The organism is Streptomyces sp. NPDC024632, from assembly GCF_055559175.1.
The window spans coordinates 415,036-439,866 of record NZ_JBVHLD010000007.1; the positions used below are offsets into that span (position 1 = coordinate 415,036).

General features: G+C 72.8%; 17 protein-coding genes. 4 read left to right on the top strand and 13 right to left on the bottom strand.

Going from position 1 to position 24,831, the window contains the following annotated elements:
- Positions 1-9: 9 nt before the first annotated feature.
- The 11 genes from ACZ37P_RS17705 to ACZ37P_RS17755 all read right to left on the bottom strand — a co-directional run bounded on the left by ACZ37P_RS17705 (position 10) and on the right by ACZ37P_RS17755 (position 15,025).
- Positions 10-2,625 (bottom strand): serine/threonine-protein kinase, encoded by a 2,616-nt coding sequence (locus ACZ37P_RS17705; RefSeq protein WP_355337159.1) that lies wholly within the window; start codon positions 2,623-2,625, stop codon positions 10-12.
- Between the two features lie 139 nt (positions 2,626-2,764).
- Complete coding sequence (locus tag ACZ37P_RS17710; protein WP_355337161.1) at positions 2,765-4,060, bottom strand: hypothetical protein; 1,296 nt, start codon at positions 4,058-4,060, stop codon at positions 2,765-2,767.
- Between the two features lie 57 nt (positions 4,061-4,117).
- Positions 4,118-5,095: a glutamate ABC transporter substrate-binding protein gene (locus ACZ37P_RS17715; protein ID WP_401715569.1), complete on the bottom strand. Its 978-nt coding sequence runs from the start codon at positions 5,093-5,095 to the stop codon at positions 4,118-4,120.
- Positions 5,096-5,202: 107 nt separating this feature from the next.
- Positions 5,203-6,609: a hypothetical protein gene (locus ACZ37P_RS17720; protein WP_391046756.1), complete on the bottom strand. Its 1,407-nt coding sequence runs from the start codon at positions 6,607-6,609 to the stop codon at positions 5,203-5,205.
- Positions 6,610-6,810: 201 nt separating this feature from the next.
- A complete protein-coding gene (locus tag ACZ37P_RS17725) occupies positions 6,811-7,839 on the bottom strand; it encodes an N-acetylglucosamine kinase (RefSeq protein WP_467347212.1) in 1,029 nt (342 codons plus the stop codon).
- A complete protein-coding gene (locus ACZ37P_RS17730; protein ID WP_467347213.1) occupies positions 7,830-9,092 on the bottom strand; it encodes a 6-phospho-beta-glucosidase in 1,263 nt (420 codons plus the stop codon). Before ACZ37P_RS17730 ends, ACZ37P_RS17725 begins: the two co-directional genes overlap by 10 nt.
- Positions 9,089-10,003 (bottom strand): carbohydrate ABC transporter permease, encoded by a 915-nt coding sequence (locus tag ACZ37P_RS17735; protein ID WP_391160398.1) that lies wholly within the window; start codon positions 10,001-10,003, stop codon positions 9,089-9,091. Before ACZ37P_RS17735 ends, ACZ37P_RS17730 begins: the two co-directional genes overlap by 4 nt.
- A gap of 2 nt (positions 10,004-10,005) precedes the next feature.
- Complete coding sequence (locus ACZ37P_RS17740; protein ID WP_355337169.1) at positions 10,006-10,956, bottom strand: carbohydrate ABC transporter permease; 951 nt, start codon at positions 10,954-10,956, stop codon at positions 10,006-10,008.
- The gene (locus ACZ37P_RS17745; RefSeq protein WP_467347216.1) at positions 10,956-12,287 is read right to left on the bottom strand and encodes an ABC transporter substrate-binding protein; all 1,332 of its coding nucleotides are present in this window, start codon (positions 12,285-12,287) and stop codon (positions 10,956-10,958) included. The genes ACZ37P_RS17740 and ACZ37P_RS17745 overlap by 1 nt, the downstream gene beginning before the upstream one ends.
- A 264-nt stretch (positions 12,288-12,551) precedes the next feature.
- Positions 12,552-13,787, bottom strand: a complete 1,236-nt coding sequence (locus ACZ37P_RS17750; RefSeq protein ID WP_355337173.1) for an ROK family transcriptional regulator — start codon at positions 13,785-13,787, stop codon at positions 12,552-12,554.
- Positions 13,788-13,957: 170 nt separating this feature from the next.
- Positions 13,958-15,025 carry a mechanosensitive ion channel family protein gene (locus ACZ37P_RS17755; RefSeq protein ID WP_391046747.1) on the bottom strand — a complete coding sequence of 356 codons (1,068 nt, stop codon included), beginning with the start codon at positions 15,023-15,025 and terminating at the stop codon, positions 13,958-13,960.
- 232 nt (positions 15,026-15,257) lie between these two features.
- Here ACZ37P_RS17755 and ACZ37P_RS17760 point away from each other — a divergent pair, with 232 nt between their 5' ends.
- Positions 15,258-15,794: an HNH endonuclease gene (locus ACZ37P_RS17760; RefSeq protein ID WP_075016193.1), complete on the top strand. Its 537-nt coding sequence runs from the start codon at positions 15,258-15,260 to the stop codon at positions 15,792-15,794.
- Positions 15,795-15,929: 135 nt separating this feature from the next.
- Here the strand turns inward: ACZ37P_RS17760 and ACZ37P_RS17765 are convergent, their stop codons facing one another.
- Complete coding sequence (locus ACZ37P_RS17765) at positions 15,930-19,433, bottom strand: beta-N-acetylglucosaminidase domain-containing protein (protein ID WP_467347217.1); 3,504 nt, start codon at positions 19,431-19,433, stop codon at positions 15,930-15,932.
- A gap of 373 nt (positions 19,434-19,806) precedes the next feature.
- On the opposite strand from ACZ37P_RS17765, the gene malQ reads away from it, so the two are divergent.
- Together malQ and ACZ37P_RS17775 are read left to right on the top strand one after the other, a co-directional pair.
- Positions 19,807-22,044, top strand: a complete 2,238-nt coding sequence (gene malQ / locus ACZ37P_RS17770) for a 4-alpha-glucanotransferase (RefSeq protein ID WP_467347219.1) — start codon at positions 19,807-19,809, stop codon at positions 22,042-22,044.
- A 48-nt stretch (positions 22,045-22,092) separates the two neighbouring features.
- Entirely contained in the window at positions 22,093-22,344 is a 252-nt protein-coding gene (locus ACZ37P_RS17775) for a hypothetical protein (protein WP_188282296.1), read from the top strand.
- Between the two features lie 171 nt (positions 22,345-22,515).
- Here ACZ37P_RS17775 and ACZ37P_RS17780 read toward each other — a convergent pair whose 3' ends face one another.
- A complete protein-coding gene (locus ACZ37P_RS17780) occupies positions 22,516-23,031 on the bottom strand; it encodes a MarR family winged helix-turn-helix transcriptional regulator (protein ID WP_355337179.1) in 516 nt (171 codons plus the stop codon).
- A gap of 137 nt (positions 23,032-23,168) precedes the next feature.
- Here ACZ37P_RS17780 and ACZ37P_RS17785 point away from each other — a divergent pair, with 137 nt between their 5' ends.
- Positions 23,169-24,506, top strand: coding sequence for an MFS transporter (locus ACZ37P_RS17785; protein ID WP_467347221.1), 1,338 nt, complete (start codon positions 23,169-23,171; stop codon positions 24,504-24,506).
- The last annotated feature ends 325 nt before the right edge of the window (positions 24,507-24,831 follow it).

A 24,831-nucleotide genomic window follows, 5' to 3' on the forward strand; every position in this document is an offset into this window, starting at 1 on the left:
GCATCTCGTTTACACCCACGTCCGGGGGCGGAAGCGGTTGGCGCGTTCCACCAGTTCGATCCTCGTACTGCCCTGCTGGGCGAGCCTGGCCAGCACCCGGTACGAGCGCTCCAGGCCGAACCGCAGGTCCCGCTCGTTCAGGGCGGAGCCCAGAACGGCCTTGTGCGGTCCGGCTGTTGACGGTACGCCCGGAGCGCCCGCCGGGAGGTCCCCGACACGGCCCGCCAGCACCCAGTCCAGCGCGCTGCCCAGCACCTCGGTGGCGAGCTGCTCGCGCCGGTCGGAGTCCAGGCCCTGCCGTTGCAGCTCCTCCACCTGGAGCCCGGCCGCCTGGAGGTCGGCCAGCAGCGGCTCCTGCGGCGATCTGTCCCGCAGCCGGGCCCTGATCGCCGCCACCCGCGCGGCGGTGAAGTGGATCGACGACTCGGGCACCGACTCCAGGACGCGTACCGCGCCCTGCCGGTCGCCGGAGGCCAGCAGCACCCGGCCGAGACCGAAGGCCGCGCTCACATAGCTCTGGTCGGTCGTCCACACCAGCCGGTAGTACTCGGCCGCGTTGTCCAACTGCCCCAGCACCTCGGCGCAGATGCCCAGCGCCAGCTTCGGCGCGGGCTCACCGGGGAACGCGTCGTAGACCGCGTCGAAGCTCAGCGCCGCCGTCTCGTGGTCGCCCGTGCACAGCGCCGCCAGGCCGCGGTGCCACACCACCCGCCAGTCGATGGCGTCGTCCTCGGCGTCGGCGAGCGTCGCCATCACCTGCTGGGCGCCGTCGAGGTCGGCCATCTCCAGCCGCGCCCGCAGCTCCCGCAGCCGCTTCTCCACCGAGTCCTGCGGCGCGGAGTGCAGCGCCGCCACCAGCTCGGCCGGGGCCGCGGCCGAAAGCCCGGCCAGGAAGCCCGCGTTGGGGTCGGCGGGGTCGACATGCGGTACGGGCAGGGCCAGTACGGCCGCGCCCGCGTTCAGCCGCGACACGGTGGGGCTGGTGGCGGGCGGCGGGCCCCAGTTGGGCAGCGGGGCGCCGATCACGGTCGGGCTGTACGCGCCGGGGCCGGGCACCGCGGGCAGCCCCGCGGGCTGGGCCGGGATGCTTCCGGCGGGCAGCGCGGGCGCCGACCCGTTGCCGCCGACCCGGTCGCGGCGCCGCGACGCCTTCTCCAGCGCGCGGTCGGCGCCGAGCGTCGAGGTGTCACCGGTCACCGGCCGTACCAACTCGGTGTCCACCACGCGCAGTTCGGGGCCGAAGAGGGTGGACAGCGCGGGCCGCGGGCGGCCGGTCTCCAGGGCGACGACCTCGCGCAGCACGCCCAGGAGCTGGTCGGACATCTCCTCGGCGGAGGAGAACCGCTTGTCCGGGTCCGGGTCGGTCGCGCGGACCAGCAGCCGGTAGAAGGACTCGTAGCGGGAGAAGACCTCGATGTTGCCCGGGTCGGGCAGGCTGTCCACGAAGACGTTCGTGTAGCCCTGGAAGTCGAAGGTCAGCACCGCGAGCGTCCGCGCCACCGTGTACAGGTCGGAGGCGACCGAGGGGCCGACCTCGGCGACCTCGGGCGCCTGGTAGCCGACCGTGCCGTATATCGCCGACTCGGTGTCGTCCATCCGCCGCACGGCGCCCATGTCGATGAGTTCGAGGCGGTCCTCGGTCTGGATGGCGTTGTCGACCTTGAAGTCGCAGTAGAGCAGATTGCGGCTGTGCAGGTGCCCCAGCGCGTCCAGCGCCTCGATGGCGTACGCGATGGCCTGCGCGACCGGCAGCGGCTCGCGCCTGCCGTCCGGCGTACGCCGCTCGTTGGCGATCTCCTTCATCGACTTGCCGCCGACGTACGCCATCACGATGTACCCGTCGAGGGTGCCGGTGCGCTGGTCGAGGTGCTCGACGAAGTTGTAGATCCGGACGATGTTGGGGTGCTCGATCTCGGCGAGGAAGCGCCGCTCGGAGACGGCCGCGGCCAGCGCGTCCTCGTCCCCGGTGTCGAGCAGGCCCTTGAGCACCACCCAGCGGTCGGACACCGCCCGGTCCACCGCCAGGTAGATCCAGCCGAGCCCGCCGTGCGCCAGGCAGCCCACCACGTCGTACTGGCCGTGCACGATGTCGCCGGGCCGCAGCTTGGGCGAGAACGAGTACGGGTGGCCGCACTTGCTGCAGTAGCCCTCGGTACGGCCGGGGCGGTCGCCGCGGCTGCGGCCGACGGGCGCGCCGCAGTCGCCCTTGCTGCAAAAGCGCTTGCGCTCGGGCACCTCGGGGTTCTCCAGCACCGCGGCGGCCGGGTCCGGCCGCGGCACGGTCGGCACCGACACCAGGCCCGCGCCGAGCTTGCCGCGGGTGGAGCCGCTGCTGGAACTGCGGCTGCTGCGCACCGACACCGAACGGCCGGTGGCGGTGCCGCTCAGCGACCGCGACAGCCGCCCGGAGACCGAACGGCGCGAGGCGCGGGAGGACGACTTGGAGGACCGCGAGGAGGAGTGCGACGAGGTCTGCGAGGACACCGAACGGCCGGAGCGGCCCGAGTCCGCGCCGCGCGCGCCGGGCACCGAGCCCGCCGCGCCCACCGGGCCCGCGCCGCCCTGCGCGGCCACCGGCAGCGGCGCGAGGCCGCAGGTGTCGCAGTACAGCTCGCCGCCGCCCATGTCCTCCAAGGTCCCGCCGCAACCGGGCCGTTGGCACTTGCTCACGGTGTTCCCCCTCAGCCTTTCCCCTGTCGCGCGTACGCCACGCGCGCCCTGTACGCAACGGTCCCGCCCGACGACGACATTCCGGCGGTCCCGGTCATACCGGCCCCCTGCTGTCCTGCGGCCCCGACGTCCGCGGCACGGTGACCTCCGCGACCGCCTGCTGATACCGCTGCACGGTGCGCTCGGCCGCGGCCAGGTCGCACGGCGCGCTCCACAGCAGACGGCGCGCCTGGTCGTACCGCTCGATCAGCAGCGGGTCCTCGGCCATCCCCAGCCGCGCCACCTTCGCGCGGTACGCGTCCAGTCTGCCGCGCAGCTCCGCCCTGACCGCCAGCGGCGCGGTCACCGCCGTCAGCGAGTCACGGGCCCGCAGCAGCTCCTCGTCCGCGCGCTCCTCCAGGCCGTCCAGCAGCGGGGACAGCCGGTGCCACTGCGAGCCGCGCCAGAACGCCTCGGCGGACGCGAGCTGTTCGTGCAGCGCCGCCGCCGGGCCGCTGACCGCGGGCACGTCGGACGCCAGGATCTTCGACAGCACCTCGACCCGGGCGCTGCGCGCCTCGGTCAGCGTGCGGTCGGCGCGCGACAGCACGTCACGCAGCCGCAGCAGCCGGTGCTCGGCGTCGTCCCGTACGTGCAGCACCGCCTCCACCTCGCGGCGGATCTGCTCCAGTTGGCGGCCCGCCTGCTCGTACCGCTCGGTGTCGGGGCGGCCGGGCGAGGGCGCGGCCCGCCAGAAGGCGAGCGGGTCGGAGACGGTACGGGCGCGCAGCACGCCCAAGTCGTCGATCAGACCGGCCAGTTCGTCGCCCGCCGGGTGCGTGCCCGGCCGTACGCCCACCGAGTCCGCCAGCGACTGGACCCGCCGGGTCTCGGCGGCCAGCAGGTCGATCCTGGCGGGCAGCGCCGACCACACGGAGTCGGCGGCGGCCACCGTCTCCATGGCCTGGTCGTACCAGCCGTTCATCCGCGCGAGCAACTGCTCCAGGCTGAACTTCTCGGTCAGTTTCGCCGGGCCGGTCAGCGACCTGGCGGCGTCCGGGGTGGCGGCCCCGGTGACGGTCACGCCCTCGCCGCGCAGCAGCTCGGTCAGCCGGACCAGTTCGGTCTGCGTCGGCCAGCGGCGCTTGGCCCGCAGCTCACGCGCGCTGTCCAACGCCTCGGTGTACGCCTCGAAATGCGCCCACAGCAGGGTGATCGCCGCGTCGGTCTCCGCCCAGCGCTCCTTGGTGACCCCGGTCAGCTCGGCGCCCTCCAGCAGACGGCGGCCCGAGTGGTCCTGGAGGGCGAGCAGCGAGGACTCGATCGCCTCGTGCTCGGTGCCGAGCCGCTCCAGGGCACGGTCGACCTCTTCCCGTCCCATGACCGGTCCGGTGGGTCCAGCGACCGCCATCACACCCTCTTTCCGCTGTCCGTGTGCGCTGTTGGTGCCCCCGACTGCGTCGCGCCGTTACTTGTAGTGGGCCTCCGGCGGGCCGGTGATCCCGGACAGGTGCTGACCGAGCCAGCGGTGGTACTGCCGCATCCACTCGCTGTCGGCGCCGCCGCCGCTGTACGTCGCCAGCACCTGGTTGACCTGCCGGATCAGGTCGGTGTCCGCCAGGTTCATCGCCACACCGTACGGCTCGGTGGTGACCGGTTTGCCGACCAGCCGCATCGACGGGTCCTGCGCGGCCTGGCCGGCCGCGAGCGCGTTGTCGGTGAACACCGCGTCCGCGAGGCCGAGTTGCACCCGCACCAGACAGTCGAGCTGGTTCGGCACCAGCATGATCTTCGCGCCGTGCGGGTCCGCCTGGAGCTTGGTCGCACCGGTCGAACCGGACGCGGTGCAGACCTTCTTGCCGCTCAGCGAGTCGTCGAAGCCGGTGACGGGGGAGCCCTCGGGCGCCAGAAGCTGCTGGCCCGCCATGAAGTAGGCGCTGGAGAAGGCGATCTGCTTGTCCTTCTCGGTCAGCCGGGAACACGTGATGCTCATCGTGCGCACCACCATGTCGACCTTGTGGGTCAGGATCATCGGGACGCGCTGGTCGGTCGGTATCGTCAGGTACTGCACCTGCGCGTTCTCGCCGAGGATGCTCTTCGCGATGGCCTTGACGATGGCGATGTCGAAGCCGGTGATCTCACCGGAGACCGGGTCGCGGTAACCCCACAGATAGCTGTTCTGGTCGACACCGACGATCAGCCGCTTGTTCCGCCTGATCCGCTCCACCGCCGCGCCGTCCCGCGTCCCGCCGTCGGGGTCGAGGCTCGTGACCGCGCCGGTCGCCGGGTCCAGGGCCGTCGCGGAGTTCTCGCACGCGTCGTCGGCCGCGTACTGCGCGTGCGTCACCGGCGCCCGTGGGGCGGTCCTGCCCGCGTCGGCGGCGGGAGCGGTGTCCGACGGCAGCAGCAGCGCGGCGCTCAGCGCCAGCGCGCACGCCGAGGCCATCCCCGCGACTCCGCCCCAGCCGCGCAGCCTGGCCCTGGCCCGCCTGCCGCGTCCTGGCCGTATCGCTTCCACAGTCCGCCTCACCCCGGGTTCGTTCCGCACGCTCATCACCGGTACTCCGACAGGCGGCGCCCGATGCCGAACACCGCGCCCGCCGCCGCCAGCACCGCGAGCACCGCCGCGCCGTACGGCAGCAGCGACAGCGCGCCGTGGCCGTTCCTCGCGGCCTGCTGGAACTCGTGCTGCTCCTGCGCGACGGCCTTCTCCAGACTGGCGTCGACCACGTCGAAGCACTGCCCGGTGGTCTCCGTGACCGTCTTGCCCTTGCTGTCCTTGCCGCCGATCACCTCGGCGACCGCCGTGGCGTAGTCACCGTTGTTGTCACTCGCCCTGGCCACATCGTGCCTGCCGCGCCACGCCTGCACACCCTTGATCGCGGAATCGACCGGGGTGCGGCCCGCCGTGTTGTCGGCCAGCTTCAGCGCCTTCGCCAGCTCACCGCCCACACCCTTGGGGTCCTTGCCCGCCAGCGTCTCCATGCCGCTCTGGAACGTCGCGTCGTACGCGCTGCCGGAACCGCGGGCCACCAGCGTCAGATTCTCGTCGCCGCGGGCCTGGAGCACCGCGATCCGCGCGCTGTTGAGCACCTTCATCGACTCCGCGCCGTGCGCGTCGGAGTTGTCGAGCTGCGTACGCGCCACCGTGTGTCCCACCACCAGCCACAGCAGGACCACCGCGCAGGCGGCGGACGCGGCGAGCATGCCGTGGTTGAACACCCGGTTGGTGCGCCGGTAGTGGCGGCGCTGCGCCCACACCAGGCCGCCGAGCGCCACGATGCCCAGCGCCCACGAGGCGTAGGGCAGCGCCTTGGCGCCGGAGTAGTCGTCGTCCAGCCGCGCCGACTCCGCCTCGTACAGCTTCTTGGAGGCGTCGAGCAGCCCGCCGGGCTTGCGCATCTGCTCGTTGGCGAACCGCAGGTAGGCGCCGCCCAGCGGCAGGCCCTGCCGGTTGTTGGCCTGAGCGGTCGCCACCAGCTTGGTGTACCGCGGGAGCTGCTGGTTGAGCGAGGAGATCTGCGCGCTCGCCTCCGCGGACCCTTGCGTGTTCGCGGCGGCGTGCGTGATCAGCTCGGCCGCGGTGTCGATGTCCTTGTCGTAGCGGTCGGTGACCGAGCGCGGTTCCTGGCCGCCGACGAGGAAGCCGCCCGCCACCGTCGCGTCGGCGTCGGCGAGGCTGCGGTAGATCTCCGCCGCGTCCGCGCTCAGCGGCCCGCTGTGGTGGAGCACGCTGCCCGCGGCCGTCGTACGGTCGCTGACCTGCCAGGCCGTGACGGCGCCGAACGCCACGACCAGCAGGGCCAGTACGGCGCCGATGATCCGCAGCCGGCCCGGCTCCGTGGTGGCGGCGGCCTTGAGCTGATCCGTACGTTCCACCCAGGCCCGGCGGCGCTGCGCCGGTACCCCCGCCCGGTTCAGCCCGTTCGAACCCCCGCCCATCGTCGGCGTCTGCGTCACTCACCCTCCCCCGGGACCGACCACCGCGTCCGCGGAAGTCACGCTCTCAGCCAGCAGTATGGCCGCAGCCACCTGCATCCACCTAGCCAACCGGTGGATCTTGCCGCACGACCGCCTTGCCTGCTCCCCTAACCCCCCACACGCGTCAACGCCCTGTTCGGTTCCCGGGCGACCGGGAACCGAACAGGGCGGTGTAAGGCGTTACGCGTAGTGGGCCCGCAGTGCCGCGTGGGACCGCGGCGGGGCCGCCAGGTGGTCCAGACCCAGCAGGGCCGCGCCGAGCACCGGCGGCGCCGTCACGACGTGCGGCCGGGCCTTGGGGGCGCGGGCGGTGAGCCGTTCGGTCAGGGCGTCCATGAGATACGGATTCCTGGCCGCCATGACCCCGCCGCCCAGCACCACGTCGGCCTCCTCGTCCAGCAGGTCGAGTCTGGCCAGCGCCACCGTGGCCAGGGCCACGATCTCGTCGGCCTGCTGGTCGAGTATCGAGCGGGCGACCGCGTCCCCCGCGTCGGAGGTCGCGAACAGCACGGGCGTCAGCTCGTACTTGCGGGCCGCCGGAATCGTTTCCAGGTGCAGCGCCTCGATCAGCGCGTACATCGTGGGCAGTCCGAAGTGCGCGGGCAGTGTGGCCGCCAGCGCCGTCGGTCCGCCCCGGCCGTCCTCGGCGCGGGCGGCGTGGAACAGGGCCTCCTCGGCGAGACCCGAACCGCCGCCCCAGTCCCCGGAGATCTTGCCGATCGCCGGGAAACGGGCCGTCCTGCCGTCCGGCAGCATGCCCACGCAGTTGATGCCCGCGCCGCACACCACCGCCACCCCGCGGGGCGCGTCCACGCCCGCCCGCAGGATCGCGAAGGTGTCGTTGGCGACGCGCGTCGACCTCGCCCAGCCGCGCCCGTGCACCGCCGCTTCGAGCTGCTGCTCCTCGACCGGCAGGTCCGCGTTGGCCAGACAGGCCGAGGTGTGCTCCACCAGAGGTGTCCCCGTATCGGCGCTGTCGGAACCGTCCGCGGCACGCCGCAGGCCCGCGTCGGCCGCCGCGCGCTCCACGATGCGCGCGAGGGCGTCGACGGCTGCCCCGACGCCGACGACCGGCGGCTGGAAGCCGCCGCCGCGGGCGGCGCCGAGCACCGTTCCGTCGGCGGCGACCAGCGCCACGTCGGTCTTGCTGTTGCCCGCGTCGATGGCGAGGACGCCACCGGGGACGAGCGGTTCCCGGCTCACGCCCACGCCAAGTGCTCCCGGTTGTGCGCGACGAGACTGTCGGTGAGCGCCTCGGCGTACTCGTACTGGCCGATCAGCGGGTGCGACAGCAGCGCCTTGAACACCCGGTCCCGGCCGCCGCGCAGCGCGGCCTCGAGCGCCAGGTCCTCGTACGCCGTGACATTGGCGATCAGGCCCGCGTACAGCGGGTCGAGCGGCGCGACCGGCAGCGGCTTCGTGCCGTTCCCGTCGACCACCGCGGGCACCTCGATGACGGCGTCGTCGGCGAGGAACGGCAGCGTGCCGTTGTTGTACGTGTTCACCACCTGGATGTCGCCGGTGTTGCGCAGCAGCGAGGACGCCAGCGCCACCGCGGCCTCCGAGTAGAAGGCGCCGCCGCGCTTGGCCAGCAGCTCCGGCTTCTCGTCCAGCGCCGGGTCGCCGTACATCTCCAGCAACTGCTTCTCCATCGCGGCCACTTGGGAGGCCCGCGACGGCGTGGTCCGCAGCTCGCGCACCACCTCGTCGTGCGCGTAGTAGTAGCGCAGGTAGTACGAGGGGACGACGCCGAGCCGGTCCACGATCTCGCGCGGCAGGTGCAGGTCGGCGGCGATCGTGTCGCCGTGCTCCGCGAGCAGCTTGGGCAGCATGTCCTCGCCCTGCGGCCCGCCCAGGCGCACCCCGCGCTCCCACGTCAGGTGGTTGAGCCCGACGTGGTCCAGGTGCACCTGCTCCGGCGAGACGTCCAGCAGCTTGGCGAATTTGCGCTGGAAGCCGATCGCCACATTGCACAGCCCGACGGCCTTGTGCCCGGCCTGGAGCAGCGCCCGGGTCACGATGCCGACCGGGTTGGTGAAGTCGATGATCCACGCCTGCGGCGCGACCCTGCGCACCCGCTCGGCGATGTCGAGGACCACCGGGACCGTGCGCAGCGCCTTGGCGAGACCGCCCGCGCCGGTGGTCTCCTGGCCGACGCAGCCGCATTCGAGCGGCCACGTCTCGTCCTGGTTGCGCGCGGCCTGCCCGCCGATCCTGAGCTGGAGCAGCACGGCGTCCGCGCCGGCCACCCCCGACTCCAGGTCGGCGGTGGTGGTGATGGTGCCCGGATGGCCCTGCTTGGCGAAGATCCGCCGGGCGAGCCCGCCGACCAACTCCAGGCGGTCCGCGGCCGGGTCGACCAGCACCAGTTCCTCGATCGGCAGAGTGTCGCGCAACCGCGCGAATCCGTCGATGAGTTCGGGGGTGTACGTGGACCCGCCGCCCACGACTGCCAGTTTCATCCCTTGACTCCCGTCAGGGTCACGCCTTCGATGAAGGCCTTTTGCGCGAAGAAGAAGACCACGATCACCGGGGCCATCACGAGAACGGTGGCCGCCATGGTCAGATTCCAGTTGGTGTGGTGTGCGCCCTTGAAGGACTCCAGTCCGTAGCTGAGCGTCCAGGCCCCGGGGTTGGAGCTGGCGTAGATCTGCGGCCCGAAGTAGTCGTTCCAGCAGTAGAAGAACTGGAAGAGCGCCACCGCGGCCAGGGCCGGCCTGATCATCGGGACGATGACGGTGAGCAGCGTGCGCAGCTCACCGCAGCCGTCGACCTTGGCGGCCTCGGTGTACTCCTTGGGGATCGTCAGCAGGAACTGCCGCAGCAGGAAGATGGTGAACGCGTCACCGAAGGCCATCGGGATGATCAGCGGCCACAGGCTGCCGTCCATCCCCAACTGCTTGGTCCAGAACAGGTACATCGGGATGATGACCACCTGCGGCGGCAGCATCATCGTCGAGATCACCAGGACCATGACCAGATTACGGCCGCGGAAGCGGAACTTGGCGAGTGCGTACGCCACCGGCAGGGACGACACCACGGTCAGCACGGTGCCGCCGACCGCGTACACCAGCGTGTTGCGCCACCAGGTCAGGAAGCCCGGGGTGTCCCACACCGTGCGGAAGTTGGACCACTGCCAGTGGTCGGGCCACAGGTCGCGGGTGAGCGCCTGGTTGTCGCTCATCACCGCGGTGAGGAAGACGAAGACGAAGGGCAGCACGAAGAAGGCCGCCGCCGCGATGCCGAGCGAGTGCACGGCGATCCAGTGCAGGGTCTCCTTGCGGCGCGCCTTGCGCCGGGCGCGGAGGTCGGGGCCGCGGCCCGCGGCGGGGTCGCGGACGGCGCCGCCGGGCGCGATGGTCGCTTGGGTCATGATCAGTCCTCCGCCGACAGGAAGCCGTTGCGGCGGCGCAGCAGCAGCGCCGTGAACGCCATCGAGAGCACGAACAGCACGAGGGCGATGACGCACGCCGAGCCGTAGTCGAAGCGCTGGAAGCCGCGTTCGTAGACCAGTTGCGGCAGGGTGAGGGTCGACTTGTCGGGGTAGCCGGGCTCCACCTGCTGGCCGGAGTTGCCGATCACCCCGCTCGCGACCTTCCCCGCGACCAGCGGCTGTGTGTAGTACTGCATGGTCTGGATGACACCGGTGACCACCGCGAACATCACGATCGGCGAGATGTTCGGCAGCGTTACGAACCGGAAGCGGTGCCAGGGGCCCGCGCCGTCCAGCTCCGCCGCCTCGTACTGCTCCTTGGGCACGTCGAGCAGCGCGGCCATGAAGATCACCATCAGGTCGCCGATGCCCCACACGGCCAGCATGGTCAGCGCGGGCTTGGACCAGTGCGGATCGGTGAACCAGCCCGGGGTGGGCAGACCGAAGTCGCCCAGCAGGTGGTTGACCGGTCCCGTACCGGGGTTGAGCAGGAAGACGAACGCCATCGTCGCGGCGACCGGCGGGGCCAGGTACGGCAGGTAGAACGCCGTACGGAAGAAGCCCGCGCCCGTCTTGATCTTCGTGATGAGCAGGCCGATGCCGAGTCCGAACAGCACCCGCAGCGTCACCATCACGACGACCAGCCACAGCGTGTTGCGCAGCGCGGGCCAGAAGAACGGGTAGTCCGAGAAGACGTACGACCAGTTCTTGCCGCCCACCCAGGTCGGCGCGTTGATGCCGTTGTACTTCATGAACGAGAAGTAGACGGTGGAGACCAGCGGGTACACGAAGAAGACGCTGAACCCGATGATCCAGGGGGACAGGAAGGCCAGGGTGCGCAGCGCCGACTTGCGGCGCTTGGCCTTCAGCAGGGGATGGAGGGCGGCGGTCATCACTTGGCCTGCGCGATGTCCTTGTCGACCTGCGCGTCGACACCCTGGAGACCCGGCTCAAGGTCCTTGGACTTGCCGGACTCGTAGGCGTAACCGAAGTCCTGGAGCGTGAGCTGGTACGCGCCGCCGTTGATGCTCGGCGGGGTGGTGGTGCTGTTCGGGTTCTGCGCGATGTCGATGAAGGTCTTGAAGCCGGGGTCGGCGTCGAGCTTCGGCGACTTCAGCGCGGCCAGCGTGGAGGGCACGTTGTGGATCGCGTTGGCGAAGGAGACGACCGCGTCGGTGTCGGTGGTCATGAACTTCACCAGCTCCCAGGCCGCGTTCTTCTTCGTGCTGGTGTTGGCGATGCCGATGATCGTGCCGGACAGGTAGCCCTTGCCGTACGTGCTCGCCTGGTCGTCGGGGACCGGGAAGGGCGCCACGCCGAGGTCGTTCATCCCGGCGTCCTTGGCCATGCCCAGCCGCCACTCGCCGTCCATGCCCATCGCGACCTGGCCGGTCAGCAGCGGGTTCTTCGCGCCGAATTCGTCACCGAAGGTGTTGCGGTACTTCTCCAGCTTGCCGAAGCCGCCCAGCGACTTGACCATGTCCTGCTGCCAGCCGAACATCTTCGCGAACCCGGGGTCCTTGGCCACCTGGGACTTGCCGCTCGCGTCGAAGTACTTCACACCCCACTGCGCGGCCAGGTGCGTGGTGGTGGACTCGTAGCCGTGGAAGTTCGGCATGAAGCCGAGCTGGCTGTACGAGTCGCCCTTGGACTTCGTCAGCTTGATCGCGTCGGCCTTGAACTCGCTCATGGTCTTGGGCGGCGCGCTGATCCCGGCGGCGGCGAACGCCTTCTTGTTGTAGTACAGCCCGTACGCGTCACCGAGCAGCGGCAGCGTGCAGCGGGTCCCGTTGAACTGGGTGTACTCCAGCATCGGCTTGGGGAACGTGGCGGCCGGGTCGATCTTCGACTTCGTCAGGAACGGGCCGAGGTCGGCCATCGAGCCGGAGGAGCAGAACTGGCCGACGTTGTCGGTGGTGAAGGAGGAGACGACGTCGGGGGCCTTCGAACCGCCCGCGCGCAGCGCCTGGTTGATCTTGTCGTCGGTGATGTTGCCCTGCACCTTGACGTGGATGTTGGGGTGGGCCTTCTCGAACCGGGCGACGTTGTCGTTGATGGCCTTCAGCTCGTTGGGCGCGGTCCAGCCGTGCCAGAACGTGATGGAGACGTCCTTGCTGGCGTCGTCGTCGGCCGAGCCGGAACTCTGGCCGGTACATGCGCTCGCGAGCAGCGATATCGCGGCGGTGGCCGCTACGGCGGCGGCTGCCTTCGTCAGACGGGACACTGCGCTTCCTCCGGGGGATCTTCGGGCCTTGCGGGCCTTTCAAGTACTGCTTTCAAGGACTGGTCGAGGGTGTGCTGAGGGCCTGTTGAGGGCGTGTTGAGGGTGTGCGGGACCACCGGAGCGGCGGGGTGTGCCGGTCCGCTGGATCTGCGGGGTACGCGGGTTCTGGGCTCTGGTGGTTCTGGCTGTGGCGGGTTCTGGCTGTGGCGGTTCTGGCTCTGGCTCGGGCGGTTCGGGGTGGCGGGGTCTGTTGTCGGGGCGGGGTCAGCGCGAGGTGTCGAACACCTCGTCGCGGGTGGTGGCGAGCGCGCTCTCCAGCGCCCCGCTCAGTACGGGGTGGTCCTGGACCGTGCCGAGCACCAGATGCGGCCGGGGTACGGCCAGTTCGGCGAGTTCGGCCTGGACCAGGGCGCGCAGCGGTTCGCCGCCCGCCACGGTCACATCGCCCGACAGCACGATCATCGCCGGGTCGAGCACGGCGACCAGCGAGGCCAGACCGATGGCGGTGCCGGTGGCGAACCGGGCGAGCAGTTCGCCGTACGGGCCGCTGTCGGCGCCGGTCTCCTCGCTCGCGGTGTGCCGCAGCGCGGCCTCGGCGAGCAGTTCGGCGGCGGCGTCCTGCTGGGTGCCGGCCGGGACGTCGATGCCGAGTTCCCTGGCCAGCCGCAACACGGCGTTGCAGCCCGCGAGTTCCTGGAAGCCGCCGTTGTTGGCCTTGGTGACGTTGCGGACCAGCGGGGTGCCGGGCACCGGCAGGAAGCCGACCTCGCCCGCGCCGCCGGTCCAGCCGCGGTGCAGCCGGCCGCCGATGACGATGGCGGCGCCGATGCCCTCCTCGTTCCACAGCAGCACGAAGTCGTCGTGCTCGCGGGCGGCGCCGATCCGCTGTTCGGCGACGGCGGCGAGATTGACGTCGTTGTCGTACTCCAGCGGCATCGGCAGCGCGGCGGCCAGCTCGTCCAGCAGCGCGGGCGCGTGCCAGCCGGGCAGGTGGCTGGCGTAGCGCAGCCGTCCGGTGCTGGGGTCGAAGGCGCCGGGCGTGCCTATGACGATCCGGTGCAGGTCGGAGCGGTTCAGCCCGGCGGCCTTGGCCGCGCCGTCCACCGCCTGCACGACCTGCTCCACCGCGTTGCCCGCGGTGCGGCGGCGCGGGGTGAGCAGCTTGAAGGTGCCGACGGTACGGCCGGTGATGTCGGCGACCGCGGCCCTGATCCGCTCGGAGTTGACATCGAGTCCCGCCACGTACGCGGCGGCCGGATTGACCGAGTAGAGCTGGGCGTTGGGGCCGGGGCGGCCCGCCGTGGTGCCGGTGGCCTGGACCAGCCCCGCCGCCTCCAGGCGCGCCAGCAGCTGCGACGCGGTGGGCTTGGACAGTCCGGTCAGCTTGCCGATCCGGGTACGGGAGAGCGTGCCGTGCTCCAGCAGGAGGTCGAGTGCGGCGCGGTCGTTCATGGCGCGCAGTACGCGCGGCGTTCCAGGGGTGCCAGCCATGCGCGCCATCCTCCCTCAGTTCACTGTTAGGAAAGTTTCCTATTGGCAAAACGAAAGGTAGGCCCGCCATTGGCGGAGCGTCAAGAGGGGTCGACGGCAGGACGGCCAAGTCGTTATGAACGAAGCCCCCGGCGCCATCAGGGTGCCAGGGGCTTCGGCAAAGCGACAGGTGCCGGGGGTCAGCGCTCGCCGGAGGCGGGCGGAGGCACGGGCGCCGCGGGGCGCGCGTCCTCCACGGCGGTCTGCCGCCGCATCTCGGCCACCTCCGACGCGCCCTCGGGCACCGTCGCCTCGGTGACCTCCACCGTCGGCGTGCCGCCGGAGATCACGATGCCCGCCTCGTCGAACGCCCGCTTGATCCGCCAGCGCAGCTCACGGGCGACATCGGTGGCCCGCCCCGGCATCGTCTTGGCGTGCGTCTGGATCACCACGAAGTCCGTGCCGACCGACTCCAGGCCGAGGACCCGTACGGGCTCCCAGAGCATCTCGTCCCAGGGGTCCTCCTTGCCCATGTCCTCGCCGGTGGCCGCGATCACCTGGCGCGCCCGCTCCAGGTCCTCGCCCGCGCCGACCTGCACGTCCACCACGGCCGTCGCCCAGCCCTGACTGAGGTTGCCGATCCGCTTGACCTCGCCGTTGCGCACGTACCAGATCTCGCCGTTGTCACCGCGCAGCTTGGTGACCCGCAGGCCCACCTCTATGACGGTGCCGCTGGCCACCCCCGCGTCGATCACGTCGCCGACGCCGTACTGGTCCTCCAGGATCATGAAGACGCCGGACAGGAAGTCCGTCACCAGATTGCGCGCGCCGAAGCCGATCGCGACCCCGGCGACCCCGGCGCTGGCCAGCAGCGGCGCCAGATTGATCTTGAGCACCGACAGCACGGTCAGCGCGGCCGTGCCCAGGATCAGGAAGGACGCCACACTGCGCAGCACCGAGCCGATCGCCTCGCTGCGCTGCTTGCGCCGCTCCGCGTTGACCAGCAGGCCGCCCAGGGCGGTGGAGGCCGCGGCCTCCGCGCCCCGGTTCATCCGGTCGATGAGTCTGCTGATCGTCCGCCGCACCACCGAGCGCAGCACGATCGCGATGGCGACGATCAACAAAATGCGCAGCCCCGCGCTCAGCCAGCTCGCCCAGTTCTCCTGTATCCAGCCGCCGGCCCGGTAGACCGACGAATCACGGTCTCCGGCGGCGAGCGGGAACAGGCGGGACGGTACGGCGGCGGCGGTGGACGTCGCGGTGGGCACTGCGGAACCTCCGGTGGGAAACAAGCCTCCACACTAACGGGACGACCGATGCCGTCTCGTTGCCGTGCGGGAGGAGGGGCAGGCCACGATCGTGGGGATGAACACAGGTGTGCTGCAAAACACCCTCGGTCCGTTACCCGGGCATGGTGGCGCCATGGGCCGCCTTCCGGAGAGACTTAGGCCAGATCGTCCCGGCGCGAGCCACGCGCCGCCGGCGTTAAAGGAGGCATCCGTGCCGCATGTCCTGGTCCTGAACGCGTCGTACGAGCCGCTCGGCGTCGTACCGCTCCGCCGTGCGCTTGTCCTCGTGCTCAACAACAAGGCCGTCTGCCTCGAGGAATCCGGCGCCTATCTGCACAGTGAGACACAGGCGCTGCCCGCGCCCAGTGTCGTGAAGCTCACCAAATTCGTGCGAGTCCCCTTTCGGGGCACCGTGCCGCTGACCCGTAGGGCGCTGTTCGCCCGCGACGGCGGCAAGTGCGCGTATTGCGGAGCCGCCGCCACCAGCGTCGACCACGTCATTCCGCGCAGCCGGGGCGGCCAGCACGCCTGGGAGAACGTGGTGGCCGCGTGCAGACGCTGCAATCACGTGAAGGCCGACCGCCACGTGGCGGAACTCGGCTGGCGGCTGCGTCATCAACCCGCCCCGCCGTCCGGGCTCGCCTGGCGGATCATCGGGACCGGACATAGGGACCCGCGCTGGTTGCCATACCTGCAACCGTTCGGCGCGGACGACGCCCTGGCCCGGATCGACGGCATATCAGCCTGAGATCCGGGCTTTCGTGCGTCTCGGGCGCTGTACGGCAACCGGGAGCACGTCCGGCGCGGCGCGGCGGTCCATGACGGGCCGGGGGTGCCACGCAGTGACCGAAACGGGTCACTCCGTGGCACCCCGTCACCGCGATCAGTCCGCCACCGCGTACGCCTCGACGCCGAACAGCGAGTAGCCGAATTTGGTCGCCCGGCGCTCGCCCTGCACCCGCACGTACCGGGTGCCGTCCTGCGCGTCGAGCCACACCGTCTCGGTTCCGCCGCCGCCGTCGGTCACCGTGGCCGCCGTGTGCCAGGTCACTCCATCGGCGGAGGTCCGCACCTGATATCCGGCCGCGTACGCGTCCTGCCAGTGCAGGACGACCCTGCCGACCCGGGCCGGGGCCGCCAGCTCCACCTGCACCCAGGCGTGGTCGTCCACCGGCGAGGACCAGCGGGTCTCCGGGTCGCCGTCGGCCACCGCGGAGGCCGGGAAGTCCGGGGTCTCGTCACCCGAGGACGTCGCCGCGCCGCCGCGCAGCAGATCGGGCCCCGCGGTCCGCACCCGCGCCCGTACGGTGATCCGCCGCTCCACGGTGCGGCCCGCCACGGTGATCCGCACCGGCAGGCTGTACGTGCCGGGCGCCGTACCCGCGGGCACCGACACGCTCAGCGGCACCGCTCCCGCGGCGCCCCGCCGCAGCGGGACCGACGCGGGCGCGGTCGCCGTCGCCCCGCCCTTCGGCGCGGCCACCGAGACCGCCGCCTTCTCGTCGCGCGGCAGCCCCGAGGCCACCGACGCCGTCACCGGGACGGCGGAGCCGCCGATCTCGGCGTCCACCTCCGGCTGGTCGAACGTGACGCGCGGCGCCCCGGCGAACCACGGCACCACCTCGTGCACCCCGGCGCCGTCCGACAGCCGTACCGCGTCGGCGACGACCCCCGCGGGCAGCTCCGTCCAGTCCGCGGTCAGGCTGCCGATCCGCTGCCAGCCGCCGCCCGGGGTGTGCACCTCCACGGCCGCGGGCGCCTTGGTCACCCGGCCGGTGGCCGTGCGGGTGGGCGGGCCCGTGTCCCGTACGGCGATCGGATGCGGCCCGAAGGGGGAACCCGCCATCGGCCCCGGCGCCGGATCGACCGCGGCGGCGGGGGCGCCCGACCCCGTACGCGCACCGGACGCGGCGATCGTCACGCTGTCCAGCAGCCGCGCGCCGCCGAAGTCCACCGTCAGCGCGCCCGCGTCGGAATCCGCGGCGGTCGAGGTGGAGAGGTCGCCGTCCACCACGGCCGACGCGTCGTCGGGACCGCTGGCCGTCGGAGCCACCTCGCCGCTCACCGACACGGTGAACTCCCGCACCGTCACCGCCCCCGACTGCCCGTCGCTCGCGCGCAGCCGCACCTGGCGAGCGCGGGTGCCCGCGGGGAGCGTCGCCGAGATCACCGCCCGGTCGTGGTACTCGCCGACCCGGTGCCAGCCGGTGCCGTCGTCCGCGGACAGTTCGAGGACCGCGTCGTGCAGGAAGTCGTCGGAGCCGCTGCCGTCGCCCATCGCGATCCGCACCGAGCCGACCTGCTTGGCCGTCCCGAGATCGACCCCGAAGGAGTCGTCGGGCTGCGGGGGAGCGTTGCTCGACCACGCCGTGGAATTCTTGCCGTCCACCATCGCCGACGGGTCGGTGCCGCGCCCCGAGGCGAGCGTGGCCGTCGCGGTCCTGCCGTCCGCGCGCAGCCCCGACCAGGCGTCGCCGTCGTCGACCGCCCGCGACAGGAAGCCGTCGAGCACGTCCTCGCCGACCTTCGCCGTGCCCTGCGTCAGCGCCGCCCGGCCGCGGTCCAGCGACTGCCGGGCCTTCCAGGCCGCCGCGCCGTCGCCCGCCGCCTGCGCCACCAGCATGTCGACCGCGTGCCCGCCCGCCGTCCCGTACGCCGACAGCCGGTCCAGCCACGGCCGCACCTCGGCGCCGAAGGTGCCGTCGGCGAGCCCGCGCAGGGCGTGCGGCGCGCCGCTCATCACGGTGAAGGCCGACCGCAGCCGGGCCGCCGCCGCCGTCAGCCGGGCGCGGTCGCCGGAGTCCAGCGCGGCCCAGAACTCCTTGGTCAGCGGGCGCAGATACGCCGACTCGTCGCCGCCGAGCGCCGACGACGCCTCGTTCCCCGCCAGCGCGCGCAGCGCCGCACGGGCCGCCTGATCCGGCCCCGCCAGGTCGTCGATCGCCGCCTGCCAGGAGGCCGCCGGGTCGTAACCGCGCGGATTCCAGGCGAAGTCCGCCGCCGTGAACAGCGGGATACGGGACGCGGCGGGCTGCTGCATCGCGCTCGCCAGCACCCCCGCCGAGACCGTCGCCACCGCGGGCTGACGGCCGGTGTACGGGCCGAGGAAGAGCCTGCCCGGCGCGAAGTCGTTCACCGGGTAGTTGTCCACCGTCACCAGCGGGTGCTTCAACGCGGCCGCCGCGTCCGCCACTTGGGTGCCGGTGATCCGCGCGGGCAGCACCCCGACACCGGTCCAGGCGACCGTCACGTCCGGGCTCAGCGCCTTCGCCAGTGCCGTGCGGTACGGGGTCGTGCCGTCCTGGTAGTACTCCGTGGGCAGCAGCGACAGATCGGCGCTGCCGTAGCGCCGCGCCAGATACGCGGCCACCACGTTGGCGACCTTCGCCTGGGCGCGCGCCGCCGCGTCGGGCCCCGAGCCGAACTCCCGCGCGTCCGCGCCGCAGTGCCACTCGCTGTAGCTCACGTCCTGGAACTGCAATTGGAACGCCCGCACGCCCAGCGCCCACATCGCGTCCAGCTTCCGCTCCAGCGCCCGCTGGTCGGACTTCGACGAGAAGCACATCGCCTGTCCGGGGGCCACCGCCCACGCCAGCGTCACATGGTCCCGCGTCGCCCGCTCCGCCAGCGCCCTGAAGTCCGCGCGCTGACCCGCCGGATAGGGGTCGCGCCACTGCGCCTGCCGGTACGGGTCGTCGCCCGGCGCGTACAGATAGCGGTTCTGCTTGGTCCTGGCCAGGAAGTCCAGTTGCGACAGCCGCTGGTACTGCGTCCACGGCACGCCGTAGTACCCCTCGGTCACCCCGCGCACCGCCGCCGTCGGCCAGTCGCGTACGACCACGCCCGCGAAGCCGCGCTCGCCGCCGCTGTCGCTGGTCACGAGCTGACGCAGCGTCTGCGCCGCGTGGAACAGGCCGTCCTCGCCCGCTCCGGCCAGCGCCACCGTGCCGCCGTCCACCGCGAGCCGGTAGCCGCCGGACGCCAAGTCGTCCTGTTCGGGGGCCTTGAGCGCGGTCAGCCGGGGCTGCGCCGCGTCGCCCGCGTAGACGGTCAGCCCGGACCCCGGCGTGTCCGACCTGCGGATCTCCTGGGCGCCCGCGCCGCGCAGCGCGTCCTCGATCACATCGAGCGCGTACGGGTCGGCGTCCGTGCCCGCGACCAGCGTCACCGTCCTCGTCACGCGCGCGAACTGCCCCTGCGCGCGCAGACTCTGCGGGCGCGGCCACACCGCCGGGGGCCGCGGGGAGGCCGCGGTGTCCGTCCTGGTCCCGGCGGGCGGTGTGCTCGGCGGCGCGGGAGCGGCGGTCGCGGCGGGCGACTGGGCCAGCCAGCCGCCGATGAACGTGGCCGCGATGGCTGCGGCGGAACTCCTCCGGAGGGCCTGCACGGTTCCTCCTTGCGGAGTGCTGCACCGACGACGGACGCCGAGCCCATCACTCCTCGCGGTGCGGTGTCAATGTGGCTGGAGTTTCCTCCGCTTTGCCGCCGGCTTCCGTCCGCCTCCCGGTCGCCTCGCTGCCGCCTTCCGCCGCCTTCCGCCGCAGGCAGGGGGCGGGAGGGTCACGGGCGGCCCTTTCGGCGCGTCGCGGACGGGCCGCGGGCCGCCTTCCGGAACTCCCCTCGAACGAGCGGCGCGGCGCGCCTCCGGGTACAGCGCGCGGCGTCGGGGTAGGGGTCAGTGCGGCTCCCGGGACAAACCCGTGCGAGCGAGGACGCGTGACCGACCGATCAACCCCTTGACTGACGAATGCGGAGGCCCGATGGACCGGGTGCGGCTTGCCGGGCTCTATGGCGTGGACGTGACGTACCGGCCGGCACCCGGGCGGGAGGTCCCGGTGCCGGAGGAGACGGTCGTCGCCGTCCTCGCGGCGCTCGGCGTGGACGCCTCGACGCCCAGCGCGGTCAAGTCCGCCCTCACGGCGCACGAGACGCGCCGGGCCAACCGGCTGCTCCCGCCGTGCACGGTGCTCAGATCGGGCCGCGGCACACTCGCGCAGACGCTGCGCGCACTGCCCGAGGACACCCGGCTCACCGTCGAGACCGAGACGGGCGAGGCGCTGGACCCCGCCGTGACGCCCCCGCCGGGGCGGTACGCGCTGCGCGCGGCCACCGCCGACGGACGTACCTCCAGAGGCGACCTGATCGTGGCGCCCGAGCGGTTGGCGGGCCCGACGGGACGCGCCTTCGGCTTCATGGCGCAGCTCTACTCCACGCTCTCGCAGCGCTCCTGGGGCATGGGCGACCTCGGTGACCTCGCCGACCTCGCCGCCTGGTCGGGACGGACGCTGGGCGCCGGATTCGTCCAGATCAACCCGCTGCACGCGGCCGTCCCCGGCCCGCCCACCGACCCCTCCCCGTACCGCCCGTCCTCCCGCCGCTTCCCCGACCCGGTGTACCTGCGGATCGAGGAGGTGCCGGAGTACGCGTACCTGTCCGGCGAGGCCAGGGAGAAGGCCGACGCGCTGTCCCGCAGGGCCGCCGCGCTGCGCGACACCGTGCTGCTCAAGGACGCGCTGATCGACCGGGACGCGGTCTGGGCGCTGAAGGCCGAGGCCCTGGAACTGCTGCGCGAGGTGCCGCTGAGCCCCGGCCGCCGCGCCGCCTACGTCGACTTCCTCGCCGAGCAGGGCCAGGCCCTCGACGACCACGCCACCTGGTCCACCCTGGCCGAACTGCACGGCGCCGACTGGCACAAGTGGCCCGCGGGGCTGCGCGACCCGCGTTCGCCGCAGGTCGCGCGGGCCCGCAGCGAGCACATGGACCGGGTCGACTTCCACTGCTGGCTGAGCTGGCTGACCGACGCCCAACTCGGCGCCGCGCAGCGGTCCGCGCGGGACGCGGGCATGACCATCGGCGTCGTGCACGACCTGGCCGTGGGCGTGCACCCCGCCGGTTCCGACGCCTGGTCCATGCAGCACGTCCTGGCCACGGGCATGTCGGTGGGCGCACCGCCCGACGCCTTCAACTCCCGCGGCCAGGACTGGGGTCTGCCGCCCTGGCGCCCCGACGCGCTGGCCGCGACCGGCTACGCGCCGTACCGCGACCTCATCGCGCGGATGCTGCGGCACGCGGGCGGCCTGCGGATCGACCACGTCATGGGGCTGTTCCGGCTCTGGTGGGTGCCGGAGGGCCGCCCGCCGACCGAGGGCGCCTACGTCCGCTACGACGCGGAGGCGATGCTCGGCCTGCTGGCCCTGGAGGCGCACCGCGCGGGCGCGGTGGTGATCGGCGAGGACCTGGGCACCGTCGAGCCCGGCGTACGCGAGGAGTTGGCGGGCCGCGGCATCCTCGGCACCTCGGTGATGTGGTTCGAACGCGATTACGAGGGGACCGGGCCCGAGGGCGGCGACGGCCGTCCGCTGCTGCCCGAGGCGTGGCGCGAGTCGTGCCTGGCGACCGTCACCACCCACGACCTGCCCAGCACGGCGGCCCGGCTCACCGGCGAACACGTCGAGCTGCGGCACCGGCTCGGGCTGCTGACCCGCCCGCTCGCGGAGGAGGAGGCGGCCGACGCCGCCGAGGTCGCGGAGTGGCTGGCGCTGCTCGGCCGGCTCGGGCTGCTGCCGGAGGGCGCGGTCGACGAGGAGGCGGTGGTGAAGGCCGTTCACCGCTTCCTGGCGCGTACGCCCGCGAGCATGGTCGGCATCTGGCTGCCGGACACGGTCGGCGACCGCCGCCCGCAGAATCTGCCCGGCACCTGGGACCAGTACCCGAACTGGCGGCTGCCCGTCGCCGACGCCGACGGCACCCCGCTCACCCTGGACCGGATCGCCGTCTCGCCGCGGCTGTACGCGCTCGTGGACGACGTACGGCAGGCGATGGCGGAGGCGGGGGACAAGGCGGTCGCGGCGGCGGCCGGGAGCGCGGCGACCGCCGGGGCCGGGGCCGGGGCGGCCGTCGCGGCCGGGGCCGGTGCGGCCGACGAGGCCGGGAGCGGGCCGGCCGTCGTGGCCGGGGCCGGGGCGGCGGAACACCCGGAAGGCCCGGAACACCCGTAAGGACACCCCGGGCGCGCGGCCCGTGAGGGGCTTCACTACATTGAGGGCGTGGACAAGAAGCTCACCAAGAAGGCCGTGCGCGCCGGAGTCATCACCGCCGGTACGACGCTCATGCTGCTCATGTCGACCCCGGCGTTCGCGCTCGCCCGCGACGACGGCGACGACCCGGGTTCCGGCCTGAGCGTCATCGAGACGCTCAGCCTGTTCGTGCTCGCCCCGCTCGTCCTGTTCGGGGTCATCGCGGGTCTGGTCATGGTGACCGACAAGACCCGCAAGGAGCAGGAGCACCCGAAGCAGTAGCCGCGCACTCGGCCTTCGGGCCCCTTCGCCCCCTCGGCGCCGGACTTCCCGGCGCGCCAGGGGGCTTTGTGCTGCCCGCGCGGCGTCGGGCGCGCGGGCGCGTGACGGGTCCGCGGGTGGCGGGTCCGCGGGTGTCGGGTCTGCGCGTGGCGGGTTTGGGGGTGGCGGGTCTCAGCGCCGGGCGCCCGGTTCCGCCGACGCGGCCAGCAGCAGCCGCAGCAGGTCGGCGAGCTGTTCCGCCTGCGCCGGTTCGACGGCGTCGAGCGTCGCCTTCTGGAGGGCGAGCCCGGCGCCGACCGCCTGGTCGATCACCCGCAGCCCCTTCTCGGTGAGGGAGACGCGCAGACCGCGGCGGTCGTTCGGATCGGGCGCGCGGTCCAGCAGCCCGGCCCGCTCCAGCTTGTCCAGCCGGCCGGTCATACCGCCGGTGGTGAGCATCAGGGCGGCCGAGAGCTGCCGGGGCGAGAGGGTGTACGGCTCGCCGGAGCGGCGCAGCGTCGCCAGCACGTCGAACTCGCCGCGGCCGATGCCGTACCGCTGGTACTCCTTCTCCATCCGGTCGCCCATCAGGCGCGCGATCCGGTAGATCCGGCCGAAGACGGCCATCGGGAGCGTGTCGAGGTCCGGGCGCTCGGACTTCCACTGACCGGTGATGGCGTCGACGACGTCGAGGGGTTCCTGAGTCATGGCCTCAGTATCGGGGCGGGGTCGCTCGACGGCAAGAAAGTAGCTTACAAGTAAGTAGCTTAGTGCTAAGCTATCTTCTGTCGACCTGACCGGCCGGCCTTCGTTCGGAACCGGAACCGGGATCGGGGAGCTTCACCATGTCGCTGCCGCGTACGCGAGCCACCACCGCACGACCCGCCGTCGCCCGGATTCCGGGGGAGCGGGCCCTGCTCGGGGCGATGGGCGTCGACTCGGTCGGCTCCGGGATGTACATCCCCTTCAGCCTGGTCTTCTTCCACCACATCACCGGGCTCTCCTTCGCCGTGGTCGGCGCCGTCCTGACCGTCGTCGGACTCATCGGCATGGGCGCCCTGCCGCTCGCCGGGACCGCCGTCGACCGCTACGGCGCCCGCCGCGTCCAACTCCTGCTCTACGGGGTGCGCGGCGCCGGATTCGCGCTCTATCCCTTCGCGACCTCGCTGCCCGCCTTCGCCGTCGTGGCCCTCGGCACCGCTTTCGGCGACCGCGCCTTCCCCGCCGTCCAGCAGGCGTACATCGGCGAGGTCGCGAGCGGCCTCGACCGCGACCGCCTCCAGGCCGCCGCCCGCGCCCTGCGCAACGCCGGGCTCGGCGCCGGGGCGCTGCTCGCCTCGCTGGTCATCACCGTCGCCGGTGACCGCGGCTTCACCGCTGCCGCCTGGCTCAACGCGCTGAGCTTCGGCGTCGCCGCCCTGCTGATACGGAGTATCCGCGCCTCGCGGGTGCCGGACGGTTCCGCGACGGCCGAGCGGCCCGCCGCCGCCGGTTACCGTCTCGTCCTCGCCGACCGGGCCTTCCTCGGCCTCACCGCCGCCAACTTCCTCACCGCGCTGGGCTATTCGGCCCTCGCCGTGCTCTTCCCGCTCTTCATCGCGGGGACCCTGAACGGCCCGCAGTCGCTGACCGGCGCGGCCTTCACCGTCAACACCGTGCTGTGCGCCGTCGGCGGCGTCCACGTCGCCGGGCGCGTCCGCGGGCGCGGCGCCCGCCGCACCCGGTCCGCCGCGCTCGGCGCGGTGATCTTCGCCGCCGCCTTCGTGGGGCTCGGGGTGTTCGGCGCGGTACGGCCGCAGGCCGGATGGGCCGTCGCCGGTGGGGTGTTCGCACTGGTGGCGCTCTACACGGTCGCCGAACTGGTGCACAACCCGTCCTCCAGCGCGCTCGCCGTCGCCGCCGCCCCCGAGGCTCTGCGCGGGCGCTACATGGCCACCTACCAGCTCTCCTGGTCCCTGGCCGCGACCCTCGCCCCTTCCCTCTTCACGGCCCTCTTCGCCGCCGACTCCCGGCTTCCCTGGGCCCTGCTCACCCTCACGGCGCTCTGCGCCGCCGCCCTTCTCCTCCGCCTCGAGCCCCGCCTTCCCGCTGCCGCGGTCCGCCTCGCCCCCCTCCCGGCGCCCCCTTGCCCGGTGCCTCCCTGCCCGACGCCGCCCACCCCGACCCCGGCCCTCGCGGCCTAGCCATGGGTTCACCTTGCGCGGGACGTGGCTTTTAGGGGCGCGGCCCCGGTGGGTTCACCTCGCGCGGGACGTGGTTTTTCGGGGCGCGGCCCCGGTGGGTTCACCTTGCGCGGGGCCTGGTTTTCAGGGGCGCGGGGAACTGCGCGACAAGCCCCCACCGGCGGGTGGTCCGGCGACAAGCGAACTGCCCCGCCGGGGCGGGTGGTGACCCGCAGGAGGGCGGCAGCCGCACCGGGGGGGGGGGGGGGGGGGGGGGGGGGGGGGGGGGGGGGGGGGGGGGGGGGGGGGGGGGGGGGGGGGGGGGGGGGGGGGGGGGGGGGGGGGG

What these genes read in the sequence shown, in the direction of transcription:
- ACZ37P_RS17705 (WP_355337159.1), bottom strand. Translation starts at nt 2,625, where the DNA reads ATGGGCGGCGGCGAGCTGTACTGCGACACCTGCGGCCTCGCGCCGCTG.
- ACZ37P_RS17710 (WP_355337161.1), bottom strand. Translation starts at nt 4,060, where the DNA reads ATGGCGGTCGCTGGACCCACCGGACCGGTCATGGGACGGGAAGAGGTC.
- ACZ37P_RS17715 (WP_401715569.1), bottom strand. Translation starts at nt 5,095, where the DNA reads ATGGCCTCGGCGTGCGCGCTGGCGCTGAGCGCCGCGCTGCTGCTGCCG.
- ACZ37P_RS17730 (WP_467347213.1), bottom strand. Translation starts at nt 9,092, where the DNA reads ATGAAACTGGCAGTCGTGGGCGGCGGGTCCACGTACACCCCCGAACTC.
- ACZ37P_RS17735 (WP_391160398.1), bottom strand. Translation starts at nt 10,003, where the DNA reads ATGACCCAAGCGACCATCGCGCCCGGCGGCGCCGTCCGCGACCCCGCC.
- ACZ37P_RS17740 (WP_355337169.1), bottom strand. Translation starts at nt 10,956, where the DNA reads ATGACCGCCGCCCTCCATCCCCTGCTGAAGGCCAAGCGCCGCAAGTCG.
- ACZ37P_RS17750 (WP_355337173.1), bottom strand. Translation starts at nt 13,787, where the DNA reads ATGGCGCGCATGGCTGGCACCCCTGGAACGCCGCGCGTACTGCGCGCC.
- malQ (WP_467347219.1), top strand. Translation starts at nt 19,807, where the DNA reads ATGGACCGGGTGCGGCTTGCCGGGCTCTATGGCGTGGACGTGACGTAC.
- ACZ37P_RS17780 (WP_355337179.1), bottom strand. Translation starts at nt 23,031, where the DNA reads ATGACTCAGGAACCCCTCGACGTCGTCGACGCCATCACCGGTCAGTGG.
- ACZ37P_RS17785 (WP_467347221.1), top strand. Translation starts at nt 23,169, where the DNA reads ATGTCGCTGCCGCGTACGCGAGCCACCACCGCACGACCCGCCGTCGCC.